Here is a 22693-nt window from a genome sequence, read left to right on the forward strand (position 1 = left end):
CGCGCACGTGCGCTGCGCGCGCCCTAACGGAGCAGGTAGTAGCCGGCGATGGTAACGCACGCGACAGCGCTCACGATCATCAAGATCACGAGCCACTGCGGCGCGCCGTCGGTCGGGATCATGATCGGCTCGTCGCCCTGGACGGGCGCGCGGGCCTTGCGCTCCTCCAGCGCTTCGTCCGGGGGAAGCGCCGCGATGACGGGGTCGTAGTCGTCGCCGTCATCGCCCAGATCGCCGTCTGCACCGGTCAGCCACGACTTCGGTGAGGGGGGGCGCTGCGAGATCTTCTTCTCGTCGAGCTCTTTCACCTTGCGCGCCGGCTCGGAGGCGACGGCGTTCTGGGCCAGGAGGTGCTCGGGCAGCGAGTACTTCTGGTAACGGAGCTCCTCGATGTCCACGAGGTCCGCCTCGGCGAGCCCGTCGCCGTCGAACTTCGCGACGACCACCGTGATGTTGTCGTGGCCGCCGGCCTGGTTGGCCCGATCCGTCAGCACCTTGCAGGCCTCGATCGGATCGTCGACGGTCCGCAGCACCTCGCGGATCTCCTCGTTCCGCACCATGCCCGAGAGCCCGTCGGAGCAGAGCATCAGCGTGTCGCCCCGCTTGAGCTCCACGAAGGTGAGGTCGACCTGCACCGAGTCCGCCGTGCCGAGCGCCTGGAGGATGATGTTGTTGTGCTCGAAGGTCTCGGCCTCCTCCTCCGTGAGCTGGCCGGCCTCGATGAGCTGGTTCACGAGCGACTGATCGCGCGTCACCTGCACGAGCCGATCGCCGCGCAGGACGTACGCGCGGCTGTCGCCGACCTGGCCGAGGAACAGGTGATCGTCCATGAGCGCGGCGATGGTCGAGGTGGTCCCCATCCCCCGCCGGGTCCGATCGAGCTTCGCCTCGCTGAAGATCCTGAGGCCCGCGGCCTCGATCGACTGCACAAGCCGCGCCGCGAGCTCGTCGTGGTCCTGCGGGGGGCCGCCGGCGCTCATCCGCTGGTAGATGATGTCGACCGCGAGCTGGCTCGCGACCTCGCCGGCCGCGGCGCCGCCCATGCCGTCGCACACGCCGAGCAGCGCGCCGCGCTCGCCGACCACCTGGTAGCGGTCCATCTCCATCAGGCCGCGGCTCGCCTTGGTGAGATCCGCGACGATGAAGTTGTCCTCGTTGTGCTCGCGGACCTGACCCACGTCGGTCCGGCCGAACAGCCGCAGCACGACCTCGGGTCGTTGCGGCTCGGCCGGCGTTGCTGCCTCGCTGTCCATGTCGTCGGGGCGCTGCGCGCCCTCGGCCGGCTCGCGGCCCGCCGTCGCCTCGCCCGCAAGGGGGCGCCCGGTCGAGCCGTCGCCGACGGCGGCCTCCGCGGCGGGGGGCTCGTCGAGCGCGCCGTCGTTGCGCGACGTGGCGATCGCCGGGGCAGCGCGGGCGGCCTGCGCCTGAGCGGCGGCCGGCGGCGCGTCGGGGATCGCCGCGTCCGCGAGGTCGTCCGACGACCTCGTCGCGCTTCCATCCGCGTCGTCGTCGCGCAGCCCGCCGGCGGTGAGCCGCACCCGCGGCGGTGGGGGGAGCTTCCTCCCGACCTTGTCGGGGCTCGGGGCGCTGGGCGCTTTCATGGGTTTCACGGCGATGCCAGCCTTCTGCTCGCGCGCGGCGTTCACGGCCGAGCGCATCTTGGGCGGCGTGGGCGGCTTCCAGTTCACGGGCTTGCCTGCTTCCAGAGACCCCGCCTTGCCGGACTCGAGCGACGCGGCGCCGTGCGGGGAGTCACCAAGGGCCTTGCCCGCGTTGCTGCTCGAGTCGGTCCCTACCGACGCCGCGCTCGGGAGCCCCTCGACTTCCAGCGCATCGGTCGGCGTTTCGCGGACGGTCTGGTCGCTCATCGGGAGAGATCCACGCGGAACAGGTGCTGCCCGATGCGCACGAAATCGCGATCCAGGAGGCTGACGTCCTCGCGTATGGCGACGTACGTCCCGTTCGACGACTCCAGGTCGGTGAGCGCGTACTCCCCCGTGGCCGGGTTCCTCCGGATGGCGGCGTGGCGTCGCGAGAGGAACGGATCGGCCGTGAACACGATGTCTCCCGTCTCCCGTCCGATCACCGTCTCATCCCGGTAGAGGTGGTACACGTCTCGCGTCACGCCCTCCACCGTCCGCTGGCAAAGTCTCGCCCGCCGGTGGATGGCGGGCGAGCCAAACAGCAACGTTCCATGCTGGATGGCATGGCCGAGGCCTCGCTCCCCGTCGTTCACGGTCTGAAACTGTAACACCTCGAGGCCCAGGAGGAGCAAGTCGCCATCTCGAAGGGGGTGCGTCTTCCGGATGCGCAGGTAGATGCGGTTGACGCTGCCCAGGTCGCGGAGAACCCAGGACCCGCTCTGCGGAATGATCCGGGCGTGCCGCGGCGAGACGTACAGGTCGTCCTCGAGGACGATATCCCCCTCGCTGCGGCCGATGTCGATCTGCGAGCCGGTGAGGGAAAAACTTTTTCCCTCGGTCCCGTCTTCGACGATCACGATGAGCTTGCCCTCGGGCGCCCGGGTCGGCCGCGTGTCGGTCGGGACCCACGCCGGCGGGCGCACCGAATAGGACGCCCGCAGCGGAGCGAGCGGCGCCTGGGAGGGCGGCGGCGTGCTGCCCGTCTCGATCGAGCTCGGCCCGGCGGCGTCGCCCTGCGGCGGTCGCGGCGGGGCGCGCCCGACCTCCGGGACGGGCGAGGGCGCAGGCTGCGGGCGGTCGGCGGCGGCCCGGGACGGGCGCTCGGAGACCGGCCGCTCGCCGTCGAGCGGCGCCCCGCAGTACTTGCAGAACCGCGTGCCCGAAAGGCACTGGCCATGGCAGCGCGCACACTCGATCGGCGGGGTCGGCGTCTGGCGCGACGACGCGATGTCGAGCACCGGCGAGCCGACGATCTTGTCGAGGGGGCTCCCGCTGGTCGCCGGAGGGGGCAGCCGTGGGGGCGGCAGGGCGACGGGGGGCAGCGGAGGAGACGCCGCTCGGCCCGGCGGCGAGGCGCCGGGGCTCTGCCGCTGCGTGTCCCCGCCGCCGGGGCGCTCGTCGCGCGATCCCGATCCGGGCGGAGGCGCGGCCTCGGGCGGAGGCGCGGCCTCGGGCGGAGGCGCGTGCCGGAGCGCAGCGTCCTGGACCCCCCGCGCCGTCGTCCCCGTCTCCTCGAGCGGCGGGGGCGCCACGTCCGGCGCGGCAGGGGAGAGCGCGGCGTCCGGCTCGCCGCCCCTCCCCCTCCTCGACGCGACGCTCGCCGGCTGCGGTGCGCCCGCCGGCGCGGCGCCGTCCTTCCGGTGGAGCGGCGCGCCGCACGTCACGCAGAAGCGGTAGCCCGGCGGGTTGTCCACGCCGCAGCTCGGGCAGGAGAGCCCCAGCAGCGCCTCGGTGATCGAGGGGGTCGCGATCGCCGCGGGCACCGGCGCGTCGCCCCGGCCGGTGATCCTCGGCCCTTGCAGCGCCGGCGCCATCTGGATGGCGCTGTCCAGCGCGCCCGCGGCCGGCGTCGCGGCGCCCTCGCGCGCCGGACGGGCGGTGATCTCCGCGCGGCCGTGCATCGCCGGCATCGCGGGCTCCGTCCTCGCCGAGCCGATCGGGCTGAACGAGAACACCGGCGCCTCCGGGCGAAGGCGCCCCGGGGCGCCGCGAGCGCCCGGCGCCCGGGCGCTCGCGCGGGCGTCGTTCGCCGGCGGCGCGTCGCCCTGCGCGGGCGCCGCCACGGCCGGGAGCGACACCTGCGGCAGGCCGCTCGGCGGCGTCGGCGGGGCGACGCGCGCCTCGCGCACCTTGAGCCGTCGGCCGCAATCCTGACAGAACGTCAGATCGCCCGCGTTGTCGCGACCGCACACATCGCAGATCACGCTGCCGAGGGGACCGCGGAGCGACGGTCGAGTCAAGTAGACGGTGCGTTCTCTCGATCGGCAGGGGAGCCGCTCAGCGCCGACCGAGCTCGGTCCGCACCTCGAGCAGGAGCTCGAAGCCCACGAATTGCGCGATGGCGGTGGCCCGCTCATAGTTGGCCGTGTCCTTCCAGCCCGAGATCAGCACCGGCCGGTAGACGCAGCTGACGCCGAGGACGGCGCGGCGCGACACCTCCAGCTCGACGCCGACGCCGCTGAAGATGAGCGCGCCGCCCGTCTCGACGCCCCACTCGTTGCCGTAGACGATGCCGCCGATGCCGGCGGAAAAATACGGGGCCGCTCGGTAGCCGATGTCCGGCAGGTACCTCATCTCGGCGCGCAGCTGCTGGAAGATTCCAAGCCGGTAGAGGTTGCTCGAGTCCATCTTGGTGAACTGGTACGCGCCGCCGAAGTACCAGGGGCCCGGCGAGCGGTAGCCGCCGCGGATCGCGAGCCCGCCGCCGCTGCCCAGGATGCACGAGTACAGGGGCCCCGACCGCGGGCAGACGGCGCCGGGGTCGAGGCTGATCTCCGCCACGAGGGCGACGCCGTACTGCACGTACTCGACGTGCAGCGGCGGCGGCCGGGCGGCGAGCTCGACGCGCGGCTTGACGGGAGGAGGCAGCGGCTGCGCGGGGGTGGCCTCGTTCCCCTGCGCGGCGCCCTCGGTGGGCGTGGCGAGGCCGCCGTCGAGCCTCTCGTCCGCGGCCTCGCCTGTCCTGGCGCCGGCGGGTGCGTCCGGCGCGGCGCGGGGGAGGTCGCTCTCGGTCTTGCGATCCGGCGGCGCGGCCGGTGCTGTCAAGGACAGCAGGGCTCCTGCCGCGAGGGTCGCGGCCGGGAGCGCGCCGGGCGGAGGTCGTAAACGCACGAGCTGCTTGAGATACGCGAGAGATCTGCCGCCGGCAACGCCCCTCCGCGGCGCGGGGGACGGGGCCCGCGGGCGGCCGTCCAGACCCTGGCCTCTCGGCGCGCCGGCGGCACGCCCCAGGAAAAGAGGGGACGGGAAGGGGAGGCGAGCGGTCTCTTGAAGCTCGACGCCATACGCCGCTTGACGGCGACTGCGAGGGTCGCCTAAACGAAGCCACCTTCATGGAGATTCACCTCGACAAGCGTGCCGTAAAGCAGATCCGCCTCTCTGCGGCGGATGCCGTTGAGGAAGGCGACACCGAAGCGCTGCGCGAGGACGTCCTCGAAGCGTTCTCGGAGGAGCAGGTCGAAGAGATCGAGCGTCGTCTGGACAGCGGTGATTTTTTTGAGTTCTTGACCGACGTGCTCGACGAGTGGGGGGGCGACGACGTGGACGAGCTCTTCGAGCTCCTCGAGACGCAGCTCGGCGACATCGGCATCGATCTGAAGTACGAGCCGCGCGAGGACGACGATGACCTCGACGAGGCCGAGGACGACGACCTCGCCGACGATGACGACGAGGAGGACGACGACGCCGAGCTCGAGCCCGCGGACGACGAGGACGACTGATCGCGGGCGGGGCGCCGCCAGGGCGGCGCCCCCGCGTCAAGGGGCCTTTTCGCCGTCGAGCTCGCGGACGATGTAGTCCGCGCACGGGCGCTGCGCTGCCGGGAGCGACGGGCAGATCGCGTGCGCGCAACGCGCGTAGCGCGAGTCGGGGAGCTCCCGGGTGATCAGCGCCGCGGTGGCGCACGCTTCCCTGGTCCGGCCCTCCTCGCGCCACAGCTTCGCCTCGGCCCAGAGCGCGTCGTCGCGCAGGATGGACGCGGGGTGGTTCGTGTAGAGCTTGCGCAGCTCGCGGCGCGCGGCCGCGCGATCGCCGAGCGCGTCGCGGTAGAGGCGCGCGATCTCCAGCTGTGCGTCGTCGAACTTCTCGCGATCGTAGCTGCCGGTCACGGCGGGCTCGCGCGGCGCGAGCATCTCCCTCAGGTAGCCGATGGCCTCCTCGGGGCGCCCGAGGGAGGCGGCGAGCTCCGCCGCGTGGAAGAGCGCGTTGTCCGTCAGGTTGCCGGCGGGGTACGGGTGCGCGCGCGCGGCAGCGACGAGCGCGCGCAGCGCGCCCTCGCGATCGCCGCTGCGCTCGAGGAGCAGGCCCGTGTGGTAGGCGACGTCCTGATCGAGCGCTGTCCCGCGGAACGACGGGCCTTGTTGCCGCAGCCACGCGAGCGCGCCGCCCGCGCCGGCGCGCTCCTCCTCCCGCTGGATGAGCCGCTTCAGCGCGTTGCGCGCGAGCCCGTGCGACGGGTGTCGACGCGTCGCCGCGAGGAGCCTCGCGAAGCCCGCGTCGGCGTCGCCGTGCTCGATCGCGAGATCGGCGAGCTCGAACTCCGCGCGCACCGAGCGCGGCCCATGCGGCGAGTCGGCGAGCAGCCGCTCGTACGACGCGCGCGCCTCGCCCCAGGCCTCCGCGCGCTCGAAGGCGCGCGCTTGCATGAGCCGCGCCTCGTCGCGGTCCTTCACGCGCAGCGCGCGCGAGGCGGCGCCGTCGAACGAGCGGGCCGCCTCGTGGTAGCGCCCCGCGTGGTAGGCGCGCTCGCCGGCGGCCAGCGCGGCGAGGTAGGCGTCGCCGCGCGCCGGCGCGCACGCGGGGCCGAGCAGCGCGGCGATCGCGAGGGCGACCGCCGCGGCGGAGGCGTTCGCGGCGATGCGACGGCTCATGCGCGCACGCCCGCGGCGCCGCGATCGCGCGGCGAAGGCAGCACCTCGGCGAGCGCCTCGGCGAGGGCGCTCGCCGCGTGCGCGACCTGCTCGGGCGCGACGTCGAGGTGGGTCACGGCGCGGACGGTGCACCTGCCCGTCGTCCCGATGAGCACGCCGCGCCGCCGCGCTGCGTCGACGAGCCGCTCGGCCGGGATCCCCGGCGCGTCGACGTAGAGGATGTTCGTCTCGGGCTCGTCGATCGTCGCGGGCGGCGCCTCTGCTCCGGCCGAGCGGGCGGCGCGGTGCGCCGCCTCGCGCATCGCCCGCGCGATGGCGCGCGCGGCCTCGTGGTCCTCGGCGATGCGGCCCTGGTGGTGCGCGAGCGCGTACAGGGCGGCGGCGGCGAGCACGCCGGCCTGCCGCATGCCGCCGCCGAGCATCTTCCGGAAGCGCAGCGCGGCGCGCGCCACGTCGGCGCCGCCGCACAGCGCGGAGCCGACCGGGGCGCCGAGCCCCTTCGAGAAGCACACGCTCACCGTGTCGAACGGCCGCGCGAGCTCGGCGACCGTCCGGCCGGAGGCGACCGCCGCGTTCCAGAGGCGCGCTCCGTCGAGGTGGAGCGCGAGCCCGTGCGCGCGCGCGACGGACGCGATGGCGAGGACGTCGTCTTGCGGGAAGACCCGCCCGCCGGCGCGGTTGTGGGTGTTCTCGATCGCGACGACGCGCGTGCGCGGCAGGTAGTACTGCGGCGGCTTGATCGCGTCCTCGACGTCCGCCGCCTTGAACAGGCCGCCGCGCCCGGCGAAGACGAACTGCACGCCGCTCCAGGCGGAGGCGGCGCCGCTCTCGTAGAACGCGCAGTGCGCGCCCTCGCCCGCGATCACCTCGTCGCCGCGCTGCGTGTGGCAGAGCAGCGCGATCTGGTTGCTCATCGTCCCGCTCGGCACGAACAGCGCGGCTTCCTTGCCCGTCAGCTCCGCGACGCGCTCCTCGAGCCTGCGCACGGTGGGGTCCTCCCGGTACACGTCGTCGCCGACCTCGGCCGCCGCCATGGCCGCGCGCATGGCCGCGGTCGGTCGGGTCACCGTGTCGGAGCGGAGATCGATCATCGCTTGCATCCTGAAACCTCGGCTGTCGGCCCGCGCCGACATGCTAGCACCGCGCCCTGCGCCCCTACGCGGGGCTCTCCGCCGCGAGCCTCGGGAAGCGCTCGGCCATCCGCCACGCGATGCGCGTCGCCATCGCCATGATCGGCACCTGCGAGTTCACGCCGATGCTCGTGGGGATGATGGATCCGTCGGCCACGAAGAGCCCCGGCAGCTCGAAGCACTCGCCGTCCTGGTCGACGATCCCGCGCCGGGGATCGTTCGCCACCCGCGCGCTCCCGAGCGGGTGGAACGCCATGCACTCGATGCGGCGCGCGTCGATGGGCGCGCGCTCGGCCGCGAGCGCGGCGTCCATCGACGTGATCGGCGGCTCGCCGATCATCGCGGTGTAGACCTCGCGCGCGCCGGCGGCGATCGCCATCTCGCTGAGGAGGGTGATCGAGCGGCGCAGCCGCGCGAGATCCCGCGGCGCCATCGCGTACGAGACGAGCGGCTCGCGGCCGGGGCCGGGGCGGACGCGGCCGCCGCCCTCGTCGTGGATCATGGCGCCGAAGACGGCGCAGCGCGGCAGCGCGCGGACCCGCCGCCGCAGCGCGGGCCCGACGCCGGGGAGGCCCGCTGCGAGCACGTTCACCGCCGAGTAGACGCCGACGAGCTTGATCCCCTCGGCGTCGAAGTGGTCGGAGTAGACGCTCTGGAGCGCGCCGTCCCAGCCGTTCAGCGCGTCGTCGAACCGCGCGACCACGCGCACCGCGGGGTGCAGCGTCACGTCGTTGCCGAGCGCGCCGCTCGCCTTGAAGGCGCCCGCCGTGCGGAGGAGCAGCGGCGTGTGCAGCGTGCCGCACGCCGCGACCACGGCCTTCGCGCGCACGCGGAACCGGCGCGGCGGAGCCCCCGGCTCGCCGCCGAGCAGCCTCCCCTCGACGCCGGCGGCGCGCCCGCGCTTCACGTCGATCCGCTCGACCAGCGCGTCGGCGACGACGCGCGCGCCGTGCGCGGTGGCCGACGGCAGGTAGGCGACGTCGACCGAGCGCTTCGCGCCGGCGGGGCAGGTGAAGTTGCACCGGCCGTTCCCCTCGCAGGCGTCGCCGGTGTTGCGGCGGAGCGGGCGCATCGGGATGCCGAGCCGCCTCGCCCCCTCGACGAACCGCGCCGTCGACGCGGAGCGCATCGCCTCGGGGACCTCGCGGACGTCGAGCCGCTGCTCGACGCTCTCGTACGCCGCCTCGAGCGCTCGCTCCGACAGCTCGTCGAGGCCGAGGTCGCGCACCCACCGCGCGTGGACGCTGCCCGGGATGCGGAAGCAGACCCCGCCGGTCACCACCGACGAGCCGCCGACGGCGCGCCCCTGCGTGAGCGAGATGATCGGCGTCTGGCCCACGCCGAACGCCGTGACCATGCCGCCCTCGCGGAACAGCCGCCGCAGCGACTCGCTGGGCTTCCAGCGCTGGTAGTCGTCGGGGCGGTAGTAGGGGCCCTCCTCCAGCACGATGACGCGGCGCCCCGCCTCGGCGAGCAGCGCCGCGACGACCGCGCCGCCGGCGCCGGAGCCGACCACGACGACGTCGCACGGCTCGTCGAACCCGGCCGGCAGGTCGCGCCCGCGGACGATCGGCGCGCTCGACGCGATGGCGTGGGTCACGCGTCACCCCCTGCGCCGGACGTGGCGGCGGGCTGCGCGCGTGGGCCCTCGTCCGCCTCCCCGCGCGGCGCGGCGGGAGCGACCGCGGCCGGGCGGAGCTCGGGCAACCTGCGCCGCGCCGCGGTGCTCTCGCGGTCGAGGCCCGTCAGCGCGAGCTCCGCGCCCTCCTCGAAGGCGGGGATGCACATGGGCACCTTGAAGGCGACGAGCAGCATCGCGAGGAGCCCGGAGCGGCTCGACTCCAGCGCCTCGAGGTAGGCGAGCCGCCGGCCGAGCGAGAGCCGGCTCATCCGGCCGAAGGCGCCGATCACGAAGAGCGGCAGCAGCTCGAGGCACGCGGCCAGCAGCGCGAAGCCGCGCCGCGTCTCGGGGCTTGCCTGCCCGAGCGAGAGATCCAGCGCCGCGACCGCGCGCTCGCACACCTCGGCGCCCGGCGGGGCGAGCTCGCCCCGTTCGTCCTCGTCGCAGAGCATCGCCTCGGCGGCGGACCACGCGACGCGGCGCGCCCACGGCGAGAGCCCGCGCCCGGGGCGGTCCAGCCGATCGAACCCTCGCGCTGCGCGTTCGCGCGCGCCCTCTCCCGCGTCCTCCTGCATGGCCGCGAGAGCCTAGCCCGGATCGACGCCGCGCCGAGATCCAAGGCGGCGCGCGTCGCGGCCGGGTGGCCTCGGGCGCTGGCCTCGGCCACGCAGAGGGGGCGCCCTTGAAGATCGGCCGCTGCTCGCCGCTGCGTTCGCGCGTCGTTGCAGAACGACATCCTGGCGGTCCGCGGGAGATGCGCGCCGCGCGCTCGCGTCGAGGCACGGGTCGCGCCGGGCCGGAGCGCGCTCCGCCGTCGCGCGCGCGGGCGGGCGTCGCGGATCCGGTTCTGGTATTCAGCTGAACAGCCGGGGGAACACGGAGGAACGATGGCGGAGCGATCGCTGCAGCACCGGGATTCCGAGAGCAAGGACGACGAGACGCTGAGGAGAGAGGCGCGCGTGCACCTCGCGAGCGAGCCTGCGCTGCAGCTCGTGGCCGAGCTGATCGCGCGCCTGCGCGAGCTCGATCTGCCGTGGTGGACGCCGGTCAAGCTGCGCGAGCAGTTCGGCGCGGTCGAGCGGATGGACTGGTTCCGCGAGCGGGGCGACGTTCGCCAGCAGATCACGACCTCCCTCACCGGCCTCTCGCCGCGGGCCGCCCGCCGCAAGACGCCGGACTTCCAGGGCGCGCTCATCGACTCCGTCATCGACGAGGGCGACATCACCCCGCGCGCGTTCGAGGCCGCGTTCGATCCGCGCGATCTCTCCGTGTACGGCCCGGCCGGGGGTTACTGGCAGTTCTTCCGCGAGTCGATGCCGTGGGATCAGGACACGCCGCAGCACCAGGAGATCGTCGCCTGGCTGCTCAAGGCGCTGCTCGCGGACCGGAGCCCGTTCGAGGGCATCGGCAGGACGCCGATCCTGACGCCGTGGGACGTGCGCACGGCGATCGACGGCCGGCTCTGGCAGACCCGGATCCCGCTCGAGGTCCGCGTCGCCATCGACAACGCGCGGCTCAAGCAGGAGCGCGAGCGCCCGGGCGTGCCGTTCCACGCCGACGGCGAGCTCGCGATCGCCGGGCCGGACGTGATCGCCGCGAACATCCCGCCGCGCGAGATCCTCCCCGTGGTGCAGCTCGCGCAGAAGGCGATGCGCTTCGACACGCCGCGCGCCGCCACGCCGAGGGCGGCGCCGGCGGAGCTGTCGTCGGGCCGCGGTGGCGCGCCCGCCGCCGCGCTGGGCAGCGCGCCCGCGCCGGCGGCCGGCGCTCCGGCGGCGCCGGCGCCGGCGTCGTCCGGCGGTGCGCCCGTGTCGAAGCCGGCGGCGTCGGCGCCCGTCTCGCCGGGCGGTGCGCCCATGCCAGCGTTTGCGGCGTTGGCCCCCGCCTCATCCGGCGGCGCGCCCGCGTCGGCGGCGCCTGCCTCCGTCTTGTCCGGCGTCGCGCCTGATCCGGGCCAGGCCGGCAAGCCCGCTGCGGGCGCCGCTCCGGGCGGGGCCTCCTCCGGGGCGGCGAGCTCGCCGTCGGGAGGTCTCCCGCCCTCGGTGAGCAGCTCGCCGACCGGCTCTCCCGCGGGCCCGAGGCCGGCCGGGAGCATCACGTCCCCGAGCGCCATCGTGGCGAAGCCGTCGGCTGCGGCGGGCCCCGCAGCGGCGTTCATCTCATCGCAGGTGGCCGAGCCGCCGCGCAGCAGGCTCCCGAGCGACCCGGGCACCTCGTCGGCGCGCCCGTCGACGCCGCCCGCGCCCCCCGCGCCCCGCGCGTCGACGCCGCCCGCGCCCCCCGCGCCCCGCGCGTCGACGCCGCCTGCGCCCCCGGCGCCCCGCGCGTCGACGCCGCCTGCGCCGAGCTCCTCGCCGGCCGGGGTCGAGTCGCTCGACGACCTCGAAGAAGAGGGGGACGACGACGGAGCCGACGGTGCTGCGCCCGACAGCGAACGCACGAATCCGTGGGCGGTCTCGGGCGACGAGAAGGCCAAGGCCGACCTGGACGACATCGGCGAGGTGGAGCCGGCGAAGTAAAGCTGTCCGAGGGCGCGAAGCCGCCCGCGCGACACGACGCACCGCTCCGTCGCAGCACGGCGCGGCCGCAGCACGGCGCGCCGCGTCGTCCAGCACCGAGCGCCGCGCGGCTGTCTTCATCTTTCTTCACGCGCGTTCCTGCACATCCTTCACATGCCCTGCGCAGCTTCGTCGTGGCTCGGGGCCGCGCGTCTGCGGCTCCGACCTCGCAGCTCGGGGCCGCGCGTCTGCGGCTCCGGTCACCTGCGGCCGGGGCCGCGCTCGCGTCCGGACGAACCGGGGCCGCGCGGACATTCCCCGTGCACGTATCGACAGCGGAGACGCTCACGGAGGGTACTCATCATGTTGGGATTCGTCGTTGGAACGGCCTGTCTGATCGGCCTGATCATGACCCTGAGGCGCGGCGGCCGGTACGATTGCGGTGGGCACTGGGGCGCGGGGCCGCGCTCCTTCGGCCGGCGCGGCTTCGGCGGCTTCGGCTTCCGCCGTCGCTTCTTCCTGTCGTTCCTCTTCGACCGGCTCGGCACCACGCCGTCGCAGGAGAAGGTCATCGTCTCGGCCGTCGACGAGCTCCGCGCCGCCGCGGACGCGCACCGCAGCGAGATCCGCAGCACGCGCGCGGACGTCGCGGCCGCGATGCGGAGCCCGAGCCTCGACGAGACGCGCCTCGGCGAGCTCTTCGCGCGGCACGACACCGCCATCGAGTCGCTGCGCAAGGCCGCGGTCGGCGCGCTCGGCAAGGTCCACGCCGTGCTCGAGGATCGCCAGCGCGAGCAGCTCGCGGATCTCATCGAGATCGGGCCGGCCGCCTTCCGCGACCTGGGGTCCGGCAGGGCCGGCGGGCGCGGCCACCGCGCCGATCCCTACAGGACCCACGGCGAGTGGGCGTGAAGGAGGCAACGAGACCATGATGCGACGCCAGATCACGATCACGCTGCTCGTCCTCGGCACCGTCTTCGGTTACGCCTCCGGCTTCTCCTCGCTGCGATGCCGCGCAGAGGCCCGCCGCGACGCCTTCCAGCGCCACGTCGCGTCCCTGTGCGTGGACGCCGCGCGCGGGGCCGAGCGCTCCTCGTGGCGGAGCGCCGCGCCCGCGCGCCCCGGAGCGCCGGAGCCCGACACCGGCGCGGACCGCTGAGCTATACACAAAGGAGGCGGCAGCCGCGCGCTGCCGCCCCTGCTCCCCGGGGTCCTCCATGGCGCTGCGGCTGCTGCTCATCGACGACGACACAAGGCTCCACGCCCTGCTCGCGAGCTACCTCGAGCAGAACGGGTTCATGGTGACCGTCGCGGGCGACGGCGCGCGAGGCCTCGCGGCGCTCGCCGCGGGCACCTTCGACGCCGTCCTCCTCGACGTGATGATGCCCGGCATGGACGGCATCGAGGTCGTGCGCCGCATCCGGCAGAAGAGCTCGATGCCGATCCTCATGCTCACCGCCCGCGGCGACGAGGCCGATCGCGTGGTCGGCCTCGAGATCGGCGCCGACGACTACATCGCGAAGCCGTTCAGCCCGCGCGAGCTGCTCGCGCGCCTCCGGGCCGTGCTCCGGCGCGCCACGCCCGACGCCGCCGGCGAGCGGATCGTGGCCGGCGACATCGCCATCGACGTGCCCGGCCGCGTGGTCAGCGTGGCGGGCAAGCCGGCGGAGCTCACCGGCATCGAGTTCGACATCCTCGTGGCCCTCGCGCGGCGCGCCGGCCGCGTCGTCGCCCGCGACGCGCTCCTCGAGGAGGCCGGCCGCGGCGACGTCAACGTCGGCGGGCGGACCGTCGACGTGCACATCTCGCACTTGCGCCAGAAGCTCGCCGACGATCCCAGGTCGCCGAAGCTCATCAAGACCGTGCGCGGGGTCGGCTACGTGCTCGCCAAGGACCGCGCGTGATCCGCTACCGGTCCTGGCTGTACGAGAACGGGCGGAAGGTCTCGATCGGCCGCTTCCTCAGCGCGCGGCTGCACCGCCGGATCTTCATGTGGTTCGGCGCGACCATCCTCATCACCGCGTTCGCCGCAATCGCGACGGTCGGGGCCATCGACCGCGTCGGCAACTCCGGCTGGCGGCGCGAGCACGCCCGCGCCCAGTCCTTCGTGGGCCACCAGTTCCAGCGGGTCTGGGCCGATCCCGTGGCCCGCGACGCCCTCGCCCGCGTGATCGCCGAGGATTTCGACACCGACCTCGAGCTCCGCGACGCGACGGGGCGGAGGCTCGCGCGGTACGGCCAGCCCTGCCGGGCCCACACCCTTGTCGCGCCGGTCCGCGGCGAGGGCGGTCCGCTCGGCACCGTGCTCCTCTGCCCCGGGCGCGGCCGGTCTGGCGCGTCGCTCCGCCTCGCCCTGCCGCTGCTCGCCGTGGGCGTCGTCCTGTGGGGGGCCTCGGGCCTCATCTCGCGCCGCCTCGCCCGCCCGCTCGTCGATCTGGCCCACGTCGCCCACGAGATCGGCGCCGGCAAGCTGTCGAGCCGGGTCCGGCTCGACTGCCACGGGCAGGGCGAGGTCGGCGTGGTCGCCGAGGCGGTCAACGACATGGCTGGCCGCATCGAGCGCCAGATCGCCGACCAGCGAGAGCTCCTCGCCGCCGTGTCGCACGAGCTCCGCACGCCGCTCGCCCGGATCCGCCTGCTCACCGAGATGGCCCGCGGGAGCGGCGGGCCGAGCGTGTCCGTGCTCGACGATCTCGATCGCGAGGTCATGGAAATCGACGCGCTCGTCGGCGATCTCCTGGCGAGCTCGCGCATCGATTTCGCGGCCCTCACCGTGTCGCGCCTCAGCCCGGCCGAGACCGCGATCCGCGCGCTGGAGCGCGCCGGGCTGGACCCGACGCTGCTGGAGGTCGCCGAGGGGACGCCGGCGTTCGCGGCGGACGCGACGCTGCTGGCGCGCGCGCTCGCCAACCTGCTGGAGAACGCGCGCGCGCACGCGGGCGGGGCCGAGCGGCTGCGGGTCCGTCCCGGCGGTCCGAGCCGCGTGGTCTTCGAGGTCGAGGACCGCGGCCCCGGGTTCGCGGAGGGGGAGGAGACGCGCATCTTCGAGCCGTTCTTCCGGCGCGAACGGGTGCAGGGGGGCGAGAGCGGCGCCGAGCGCGGCTCGCTCGGCCTGGGCCTGGCGCTGTGCAAGCGCATCGCCGAGGCGCACGGGGGCCGCGCGTTCGCCGAGAGCCGCGAGGGCGGCGGGGCGCGCGTGGGCATCGAGCTCGCGCTGCGTCCGCCCGCCAGCGCCGAGCGGCTCGCCGGCCGCCCTCGCCGCGCCTAGCCCGATCCCGATCGCGATTGGACCGGGCGGGCGGGGGCGTTCCCGCTTGACCGCGCGATGGCGCGGGTGCGACGCTCCGTGAGCTCGCGACCATGCGTATCCTTCTCTGTGAAGATCAGGACGCGATCCGGCGCATGATCGAGGCGCTGGTCGGCGCGAGCGGCCATGAGGTCATCGGCGTCGGCACCGGCCGCGAGGCGGTGGAGCGCGCCTTGACCGAGCCCTTCGACGTGATCCTCCTCGATCTGATGCTCCCCGGGAGCATGGACGGCTTCGAGGTCTGCGCGCGCCTCCGCGCGGATCCGGCCACCGCCAGCCTGCCGATCATCGTGATCAGCGCCCTCGACGACCGCGAGGCGCGCGCCCGCGCCGAGGAGCTCGGCGCGACCGCGTACTACGCGAAGCCGTTCCGGCCTCTCGAGCTCCTGGAGCACATCGGCGGGCTCAAGGCCGCGCTGCGGCGCTGACAGGCTCTCGGGCGGCTCCCCCCGCGACGGCGGCTCCCTGGCCGGCGCAAGAGCGTGCTGGAACGCAGCGCGGGTTTTGACTACACCCGCCGTCATGCACACTCGGTGGCGCGGGGTTATGGCTTCGATGCTCGCGGCGGTCGCCCTGGCGGGGCTCGCGGGCTGCGACGGGGACAAGGGCAAGGCGCAGGTCACCGTCGATGCGGGCGCGCTCGACGCCGGCCCGGCGCTGCCGGTCGTCGGCGGCAAGCTCGGCGCGGCGCTCGCCGAGGCGGCGGCGCCGGGCGGCCCCGAGAAGCGGCCGCCGCCGGGCAGCGCGGCGGACGGCCCGCCGGAGAACGGCGTGTTCTCGCCGCAAGCCGCGGTCGCCGCGCTCCCGAAGGACGTGCCCTACAAGCTCGAGGTCATCGACGACGGCAGCGAGCCGCGGGCCAGGCTCGCCCCGAAGATCGACCCGAAATCCGAGCAAAAGCTCACCATCACGCTCGGGCTGCGCATGGGCGGGCCGCAGGGGATGCCGAACCTCGATTTCGGCGTGAGCCTCAAGGCGGAGAAGCCGGCGGACCCCCCCAAGGACGGCGCGGCCGCGCCCGCGGCGCCGACGAAGGTGACCGCGAAGGTCACGTCGGCGACGCTCGCGTCGATGTCCGTCGGCGGGCCGCCGAGGGAGCTCGCCGACGCGCTGGCGAAGCTGAAGGGCAGCTCGCTGCGCTACGATCTCTCGCCGGCGAACGTGGCCAGCAATTACAGGCCCGAGCTGGCCAAGGACGCCGATCCCGGGCTCCAGCCGGTGCTCGCCGCCCTCGGGGAGGCCATCGCGCTCCTCACGCCGCCGCTGCCGGACAAGCCCGTCGGCGCGGGGGCCTACTGGATGGTCACCGACCGCGTCGTGGTGTCGGGCGCGCAGCTGCCGGTGCTGCGGTACCGGGTCTTCAAGATCGAGAAGGTGGAGGGGGATCTCGTCTCGTTCAGCGTGGATACGCGCCAGTACGCGGAGGGGGCCGATCTCAAGCTGCCGGGCCCGAACGGCGACGTCACGCTGACCATCGACCGGGTCGACTCCTCCGGAAAGGGCACGTTCATCTGGTCGCCGTCGAGCTACGCGCCGGGCACCGCCGACGCCTCGCAGCGGCTCCAGGCGCTCCTCGTGCCCCCCGGCGCCAGCGCCCAGCAGGCCGCCCAGCGCAGCGTGGCCCAGGTCGAGCTCACGGCGAAGTTCGCGGCGCCGGCAGCGCAGTAGCCGCCGGCCCGCCGCGCAGGGGCGAGGGCGGCGTGCGTCCCGGTCGCCGCCCGTGGACCGTGGAGAGCCTGGCGACCGCGCCCTGTCCTGGAGCGGCGCCGCGGCGCCCGGGGGCGTTGGCTAATCCCGTGCATGAGCGCCCATGCGGGGAGGCGTGGCGGCTGTCCGACCCGGCCGGCAGAGGCGGGCGGGCAGGGGGCGCCACGGCGCAGGCGGCATGACCTACGGGTGCGGGCGGAACATGCACGGGTGCAGTCTCGAGAGCTACCTCGAGGAGCCGGGCCTCACCGAGGGACAGCGGAGGCGGCTGCGGCTGTTCCGCACGGTGGAGGACGCCGTGAGCGATCGCGTGGAGCAGCTGTGCACGTGCAGCGGGCTCGACGTCACCGACGTGGCGATCCTCGTCGTGTCTCCGGCGGCGCGCCGGCTGTTCTTCCGCAGCGCCGCGCCCGGCTGCGCTGAGCCGCCGGGCGCGAGCGTCATCCTCGGCCATCGCGCGCGGCTCCACGCGTTCCTGCACGCCGCGCTGCCGCCCGCGGACGAGGCGCCGCTCGACCCCTACGCCGACCTGCTCGCTCCATCGCCGTCCCAGTGCGTCCGCGTGCTCATCGTGGACGAGGACTCGCTCACGATCCTGAACTACGGCACGTTCGTCGTGGTGAGCCTCGACCGCAGCGAGATGCCGACCGCGTAGCGACCGGCCCTCCGCGGGGAGGTCAGAAGCGCACCGTGAGGCGGAGCGGGCCGAGCGCCGCGCGCGGCGGGGCCGTGCGCGGGGCGCCGGCGGCGTTGCCATCGAGGACCAGCACGAGCACGCCGGCGCCCGCCGCGACGAGGCCGGCGCCCGCGACGATGTCGCCCGCGAGCGCCTGGACGCGCGCGGCGTCGGCGGCGTCCCCGTCCCGCGTCGGCGCGTCCGACGCGCTCGCGACGCCGAGGAGGCCGATCGCCACGCCGGCCGCGACGGTGGTCAGGCCGCCGGCGAGCAGCACGATCGGCACGACGCGGACCGTCGCGGCATCGGGCGTGGCGCGGAGCGCCGCGCCACCGGGCCGCGCGCTCGCCAAGGGCGCCCGCGGCCCGGCGGACGCGTCCAGCATGGCGGCGTCGCGCTCCAGGGTCATCACGACGACGAGGCGGCTCCCCGGCGCCGCGGCGATGGTCCGCTGCGCCTCGCGGTAGCCCGGCGCGCTCGCGGTCACCGTGTGGTGCCCCGGGTTGAGCGGCCGCGGCCGATCGAGCGCCGCCACGGGCACGTCGACCCCGTCAATCTTCACCGCGAGGCCGGCGACGTCGTCCGGGGAGAACCTCAGATCGAGCGCCGCGATCTGGCGCTCGAGCTCCTGCACCGCCTGGCGCGCGAGCTTCTCGTACTCCTTCGTCGCCGGCGCGGACGGCTCGACAAGGAACGCGCGGAAGTTCTCCAGCGCCTCGACGAGCTGGCCGGTCTGCTGCTGAGCCACCCCGAGGCTGTAGAGCGTGATCGGCGCGCGCTTGATCGCGAGCGAGCGCTCGTACCGCTTCCGCGCCTCCTCCCAGCGGCCCTGCTTGGCGAACTCGGAGCCCTCGATGAAGATCTCGCGCGCGACGGCGACGTCGGCCGCGCTCTGCGCCGCGGCGGGCGCAGGCGCGGCGAGGAGCCCCGCCGCCGCGAGGAGGAGCGCGAGGGGGCCCGCGAGCGCCCGCGTCCGGCGCGGCGTCACGGTCTGAACCGCTCCCCGTCGGCCACGAGCAAGAGCCCGTCGAGCCCGGACCACAGGATGAGCTCGGTCCCCGTCCAGACCCCCACGCCGTAGCTGTGCTGCTTGGCCGCGGGCGACATGCTCGCGTGCCACCCTGCCGCGGGATCGTACAGTTTCCCGTCCTTTCTGAACATCGCGTCGTTCCGCCCGCCTGCGATGAGCGCGCGCGCGCCGGTCCACCCGGTCCAGCCGGTGCGCCGCTCGCTGCGGCTGCGCCGCGAGGGGGCGTCCTTGTTGTCGATGGCGAGCCAGGTGCCCGCGGCCGCGTCGTAGCTCGCGCCGTCGTCGAGGGTGGCGTCGTTTTTGTCCTGGCCGCCCCAGACGAGCAGCCGGTTGCCCATCCAGACCGCGAACGCATCGGCCCGCGGGCCCGGCGCGCCCGCGGTGGGCAGCGCTCGCCACACGTCCGTCGTGGGGTTGTAGGCGTACCCCTCGTTCGTGGTCGCCTCGCCGGCGCGCCCACCGAACAGGTAGAGCTCCGTGCCCGACCAGGCCCACGCGACGCCGTCGCGCGCGGGGGCCGCGCCGGCGCTGGAGATCGGCGCCCACGTGTCGGCGACGGGGTCGTAGAGCCCGCCGCCGGCGGCGGGGGCGCCGCCCGCGGTGCCGCCCCAGATCAGGAGGCGCGTGCCGGTCCACACGGCGAACGGCGACCGCCGCGCCGTGGGGGCGTTCGTGGTGCTCATCGCGCGCCAGGTCCGCGCCACCGGGTCGTACGCGCCGCCGGTGGACAGGCCCGACGTGCTCGCGAACGAGCCGCCGCCCCACACGAGCACGAGGGAGCCCGTCCACGCCGCGCCGGCGACCACACGGGCCGAGGGGGCGCCCGCGCCCCCCAGCGACGACCACACGTCGCGCGCCGGATCGTAGAGCGCCCCGTCGCTCACGTCCCCGCTCACCGTGCGGCCGCCCCACACGAAGAGCGCGTTCCCGATCCAGGTCGCCGCGGCCAGCTGCCGCGGCGCGGGCGCGCCGATCCTCGTCATGAGGACCCACGCGGGCGTGCACGCGCCGTCGCGGCACTCGCGCCCGCTCAGGCAGGCGTTCCCGCACGCGCCGCAGTGCTGGGCCGAGCCCAGGCTGACGCACGCCCCGTCGCACGCCGCGAGGCCGCTGCCGCAGGGCGGGATGCAGGCGCCGCCCGAGCAGATCTCGTCGCCGCTGCAGTCGGCGCTTGTGCAGCACTGGCGGCACGCGATGAGGCTGCAGCACTGCTGTCCTTCGGCGCAGGCCGTGCTCCGGCACACCGTGCCGCCGTCGGCGCACACGTCCGCGGTGCAGCCGTCGCCATCGGAGCAGTCCGCGTCCGAGCAGCAGGCGCGGCAGTCTGCGCCGCAGTCGTGCGGCGTGAACCCCCCGCACGCGCACGCGCCGGCGGCGCACGCGGCGCCCGGCTTGCAGACGGTGCCGCACGCGCCGCAGTGCTGCGGATCCCTGGCGAGGTCGGACTCGCAGCCCGGAACGTTCGGATCGCAGTCGGCGAAGCCCGCGTCGCACGCCAGCGCGCCCGCCTCGCAGTGCTGGTGCGGCCCCGCGGCCACGCCGCACGCGCCGCAGTGCCTGGGGCTGGTCTGCATGTCGACGCACGAGAAGCCGCACGCGGCGAGGCCCGAGGCGCAGGTGGGCATGCACGCGGCGCCGTCGCAGAACGGCGTCTCCGGCGCGCACTGCGCGCCGCAGGCGCCGCAGCTCGTCGGGTCGGTCGCGGGCGACTCGCAGCCGGGCGCGCCGTCGCAGTCGAGGAGCCCGTTCGCGCACGCGCAGCCGCCGCCCGGGTCGCAGATCATGCCGTCCGCGCAGGTGTCGCCGCAGGCCCTGCAGCGCTCGCTCGTGCCGAGCGTGGACTCGCAGCCGTCATCGGCCGAACCGTTGCAGTCGTCGTACCCCGGCTGGCACCCGCACACGCCCGCCTGGCACTCCATGTTCGGCCCGCAGGTGACGCCGCAGCCGCCGCAGTTCGCGGGGTTCGACGAGCCGTCGGTCTCGCACCCCGTGTCGTCGCGCTCGTCGCAGTCGAGGAGCGGCGGCGCGCAGGCGCACTGCCCCTCGTCGCAGATCGCGCCCGAAGGGCAACGGAGGGAGCAACCGCCGCAGCGCTCGGGATCGCTGGTGAGGTCGACCTCGCAGCCGTTGGTGACGATGTTCCCGTCGCAGTTGTCGAAGCCGAAGACGCACTCGGACGAGCAGTGGCCGCCCACGCACAGCGTGTTCAGGCACGGCGCGCCGCAGGCGCCGCAGTTCGTCGGATCGTTCAGCACGCTGGTGCACGACCCGCCGCAGCACGACTCCCCGGCGCCGCAGGCGTTGCCGCAGGCGCCGCAGTGCGCTCCGTCCTGGCTCAGGTCGACGCACGCGCCGTCGCAGCAGGCGTCCGCCGCGCAGCCCGGCGCGCACGCGCCGCCGTTCGGGGGCTCGGCGCCGCCCGCGGGCGGCTTGTCGGAGAGGGCGCTCTCCGCGAGCAGCGAGCAGGCGCCGGTGAGCACGGCCAGCGCGAGCAGCAGCGGCCAGCGCGCGCCGAGCGTGGTCTTGCGATGTCGCGCCTCGCGCGCGGGTCTCACCTCCGGCGGCATCGCGGCTTCAGAAGTTCGGCCGAGCCGGGACCGGCAGGGCAGCGCCAGGGGTCTTCGAGCTCGTCCGCGGGACCGCGCTCCGTCGCGCGCCCGGGTTCCGGGGAGCCGCCGCGGGCTCTCGCTCGGCGGCGCCGCTGTCCGCCGTCCCGCGGCGCGGCTCGCCGATTGCGGGCGGCGCTTTGGCCGAGCGCTCCGGCCCGGCGTGGCCCTGGCTCCCGGCGCTCTGCCCGGGGAGCGGCGCGGCCGCGGCGGGCGTGGCCGCGGCGGGCGCGGACGGGTCGCGCGGCGCGGCGGGCGGCGCCGCCGGGGGCGGCTCGGCGCCGGCGTCCCGCGCGGTCATGGTGCGCAGGGAGAACAGCGCGAGGCCGATCGTCACGAGCGCCGCGACCGCCGCCAGCGCGAGGACGGCGGCGCGCCGCCGGCCGCCGGTCTCGCGCGCGCTCTCCTCGCGCGCGGCCGTCTCCACGTCCGCGCCGCTCCTCGACGCGCGCGCGGGCGGCCGCTCGGACAGGCGCCGCTGGCCGCCGTCGCTCAGCCAGTGGACGGCGATCGACGTCCCGGCCACGTCCTCCTCGACCCCGTGCTCGGTCGCCCACCGCGCGAGCGCCACGCCCATGTCGCGCATGGTCCGCCACCGCTCCGAGCGCTCCTTCGCGAGCCCGCGCTCGATGATGCCCCACAGCGTCGGGTCGCCGACCCCGAGCTCGGTGATCGGCGCCGGATCCTTGACGATGATCGCCGCCACGAGGTCGTGGTAGTTGCCGCCGAGGAACGGCCTCTGGCCCGTGATCGTCTCGTAGAGCACCACGGAGAAGGCCCAGATGTCGGTCTGCCCGTCGACGTCGGTGATGCCGCGCGCCTGCTCGGGCGACATGTAGTCGGGGCTGCCGAGCACCGTGCCCGCCTTGGTCACGTCGCCGCCCGCGGTCTCGCTCCACACCTTGGCGATGCCGAAGTCGACGATCTTGGGGGTGACGTCCCCGCGATCGTTCTTCACGAGGAAGATGTTCTCGGGCTTGAGATCGCGGTGGACGATCTTGCGGTCGTGCGCCGCGGCGAGGGCGCTCGCGATCGGCAGCAGGATGCGGAGCGCGGCCGCGGGCGAGAAGCGCTTCCTGCGCTCGATCGCCTCGACGAGCTGCTCTCCGCGGAGGACCTCCATCACGATGTACGGATCGCGGTGATCGGACTCGCCGAAGTCGAGCACCCGGACGATCGAGGGGTGGTCGATCCGCGCCGCGGCGCGCGCCTCCTGCTGGAGGCGAAGCGCCGCCTCGGTCGAGGTGACCTCGCGCCGGATGAACTTGAGCGCGACGTCGATGTTCAGCACGTCGTTGTGGGCCAGCCACACCATCCCCATGCCGCCTTCGCCGAGGACATAGCGCAGCCGGTACTTGCCGCCGATCACGTCGCCCTCGCGGTAGGTGCGCCGCGTCGACCGCCCCGGGCCGGGCGACGGCGCGCTGGCTTGCCGGAGCGACGACAGGAGCGCCAGATCGAGCGACTCCGGGTCGCCCGAGTCGGGGGCGCTGCCGCGCGGGAAGGCCGCAGAGGAAGGGGAGGAGCGGCTCGCGCTCTCAGCCCGCAGCGTCGAGCTTGTCGATGGTGCGGGCGCGGAGGTTGAGCGCGGCGACATGGAGCGAGGG

General features: G+C 75.0%; 19 protein-coding genes. 9 read left to right on the forward strand and 10 right to left on the reverse strand.

Going from position 1 to position 22693, the window contains the following annotated elements:
- Positions 1-23: 23 nt before the first annotated feature.
- From WMF28_RS09795 to WMF28_RS09805, 3 genes are all read right to left on the reverse strand, one after another.
- Positions 24-1868, reverse strand: coding sequence for a Stp1/IreP family PP2C-type Ser/Thr phosphatase (locus WMF28_RS09795; RefSeq protein WP_437601869.1), 1845 nt, complete (start codon positions 1866-1868; stop codon positions 24-26).
- Positions 1865-3847 carry an FHA domain-containing protein gene (locus tag WMF28_RS09800; RefSeq protein ID WP_437601870.1) on the reverse strand — a complete coding sequence of 661 codons (1983 nt, stop codon included), beginning with the start codon at positions 3845-3847 and terminating at the stop codon, positions 1865-1867. The genes WMF28_RS09795 and WMF28_RS09800 overlap by 4 nt, the downstream gene beginning before the upstream one ends.
- A gap of 73 nt (positions 3848-3920) precedes the next feature.
- Positions 3921-4688: a hypothetical protein gene (locus WMF28_RS09805; protein WP_437601871.1), complete on the reverse strand. Its 768-nt coding sequence runs from the start codon at positions 4686-4688 to the stop codon at positions 3921-3923.
- Positions 4689-4975: 287 nt separating this feature from the next.
- Between WMF28_RS09805 and WMF28_RS09810 the strand changes: the two genes are divergently transcribed.
- Complete coding sequence (locus tag WMF28_RS09810; RefSeq protein WP_437601872.1) at positions 4976-5362, forward strand: hypothetical protein; 387 nt, start codon at positions 4976-4978, stop codon at positions 5360-5362.
- Positions 5363-5398: 36 nt separating this feature from the next.
- Here WMF28_RS09810 and WMF28_RS09815 read toward each other — a convergent pair whose 3' ends face one another.
- Genes WMF28_RS09815 through WMF28_RS09830 form a run of 4 tightly spaced genes read right to left on the reverse strand, consistent with a single transcriptional unit; the run spans position 5399 to position 9837 of the window.
- Positions 5399-6511 (reverse strand): tetratricopeptide repeat protein, encoded by a 1113-nt coding sequence (locus tag WMF28_RS09815; RefSeq protein WP_437601874.1) that lies wholly within the window; start codon positions 6509-6511, stop codon positions 5399-5401.
- On the reverse strand, positions 6508-7611 hold the full coding sequence (ltaE, locus tag WMF28_RS09820) for a low-specificity L-threonine aldolase (RefSeq protein ID WP_437601875.1): 1104 nt from the start codon (positions 7609-7611) through the stop codon (positions 6508-6510). The genes WMF28_RS09815 and ltaE overlap by 4 nt, the downstream gene beginning before the upstream one ends.
- 55 nt (positions 7612-7666) lie before the next feature.
- Positions 7667-9241 carry a GMC family oxidoreductase N-terminal domain-containing protein gene (locus WMF28_RS09825; protein ID WP_437601876.1) on the reverse strand — a complete coding sequence of 525 codons (1575 nt, stop codon included), beginning with the start codon at positions 9239-9241 and terminating at the stop codon, positions 7667-7669.
- Positions 9238-9837: a hypothetical protein gene (locus tag WMF28_RS09830; RefSeq protein WP_437601878.1), complete on the reverse strand. Its 600-nt coding sequence runs from the start codon at positions 9835-9837 to the stop codon at positions 9238-9240. The genes WMF28_RS09825 and WMF28_RS09830 overlap by 4 nt, the downstream gene beginning before the upstream one ends.
- Positions 9838-10149: 312 nt before the next feature.
- On the opposite strand from WMF28_RS09830, the gene WMF28_RS09835 reads away from it, so the two are divergent.
- From WMF28_RS09835 to WMF28_RS09870, 8 genes are all read left to right on the forward strand, one after another.
- A complete protein-coding gene (locus WMF28_RS09835) occupies positions 10150-11781 on the forward strand; it encodes a hypothetical protein (protein WP_437601879.1) in 1632 nt (543 codons plus the stop codon).
- A 342-nt stretch (positions 11782-12123) separates the two neighbouring features.
- Entirely contained in the window at positions 12124-12672 is a 549-nt protein-coding gene (locus WMF28_RS09840) for a Spy/CpxP family protein refolding chaperone (protein ID WP_437601881.1), read from the forward strand.
- A 16-nt stretch (positions 12673-12688) separates the two neighbouring features.
- A complete protein-coding gene (locus WMF28_RS09845) occupies positions 12689-12919 on the forward strand; it encodes a hypothetical protein (RefSeq protein ID WP_437601882.1) in 231 nt (76 codons plus the stop codon).
- Positions 12920-12977: 58 nt separating this feature from the next.
- Entirely contained in the window at positions 12978-13664 is a 687-nt protein-coding gene (locus WMF28_RS09850) for a response regulator (RefSeq protein ID WP_437601883.1), read from the forward strand.
- Entirely contained in the window at positions 13661-15028 is a 1368-nt protein-coding gene (locus WMF28_RS09855; RefSeq protein WP_437601884.1) for an ATP-binding protein, read from the forward strand. Before WMF28_RS09850 ends, WMF28_RS09855 begins: the two co-directional genes overlap by 4 nt.
- Before the next feature lie 92 nt (positions 15029-15120).
- Positions 15121-15495: a response regulator transcription factor gene (locus tag WMF28_RS09860; RefSeq protein ID WP_437601885.1), complete on the forward strand. Its 375-nt coding sequence runs from the start codon at positions 15121-15123 to the stop codon at positions 15493-15495.
- A gap of 118 nt (positions 15496-15613) precedes the next feature.
- On the forward strand, positions 15614-16735 hold the full coding sequence (locus tag WMF28_RS09865; protein WP_437601886.1) for a hypothetical protein: 1122 nt from the start codon (positions 15614-15616) through the stop codon (positions 16733-16735).
- A gap of 241 nt (positions 16736-16976) precedes the next feature.
- Positions 16977-17429, forward strand: a complete 453-nt coding sequence (locus tag WMF28_RS09870; RefSeq protein WP_437601887.1) for a hypothetical protein — start codon at positions 16977-16979, stop codon at positions 17427-17429.
- A 22-nt stretch (positions 17430-17451) separates the two neighbouring features.
- Here WMF28_RS09870 and WMF28_RS09875 read toward each other — a convergent pair whose 3' ends face one another.
- The 3 genes from WMF28_RS09875 to WMF28_RS09885 are packed head-to-tail and all read right to left on the reverse strand — an operon-like array spanning position 17452 to position 22683.
- The gene (locus WMF28_RS09875) at positions 17452-18438 is read right to left on the reverse strand and encodes a hypothetical protein (RefSeq protein WP_437601888.1); all 987 of its coding nucleotides are present in this window, start codon (positions 18436-18438) and stop codon (positions 17452-17454) included.
- The gene (locus tag WMF28_RS09880) at positions 18435-21035 is read right to left on the reverse strand and encodes a Kelch repeat-containing protein (RefSeq protein WP_437601889.1); all 2601 of its coding nucleotides are present in this window, start codon (positions 21033-21035) and stop codon (positions 18435-18437) included. The genes WMF28_RS09875 and WMF28_RS09880 overlap by 4 nt, the downstream gene beginning before the upstream one ends.
- Positions 21036-21054: 19 nt before the next feature.
- Positions 21055-22683: a serine/threonine-protein kinase gene (locus WMF28_RS09885; protein WP_437601890.1), complete on the reverse strand. Its 1629-nt coding sequence runs from the start codon at positions 22681-22683 to the stop codon at positions 21055-21057.
- Positions 22684-22693 lie beyond the last annotated feature (10 nt).

It is taken from the genome of Sorangium sp. So ce590 (assembly GCF_051521365.1).
Lineage (GTDB): Bacteria > Myxococcota_A > Polyangia > Polyangiales > Polyangiaceae > Sorangium.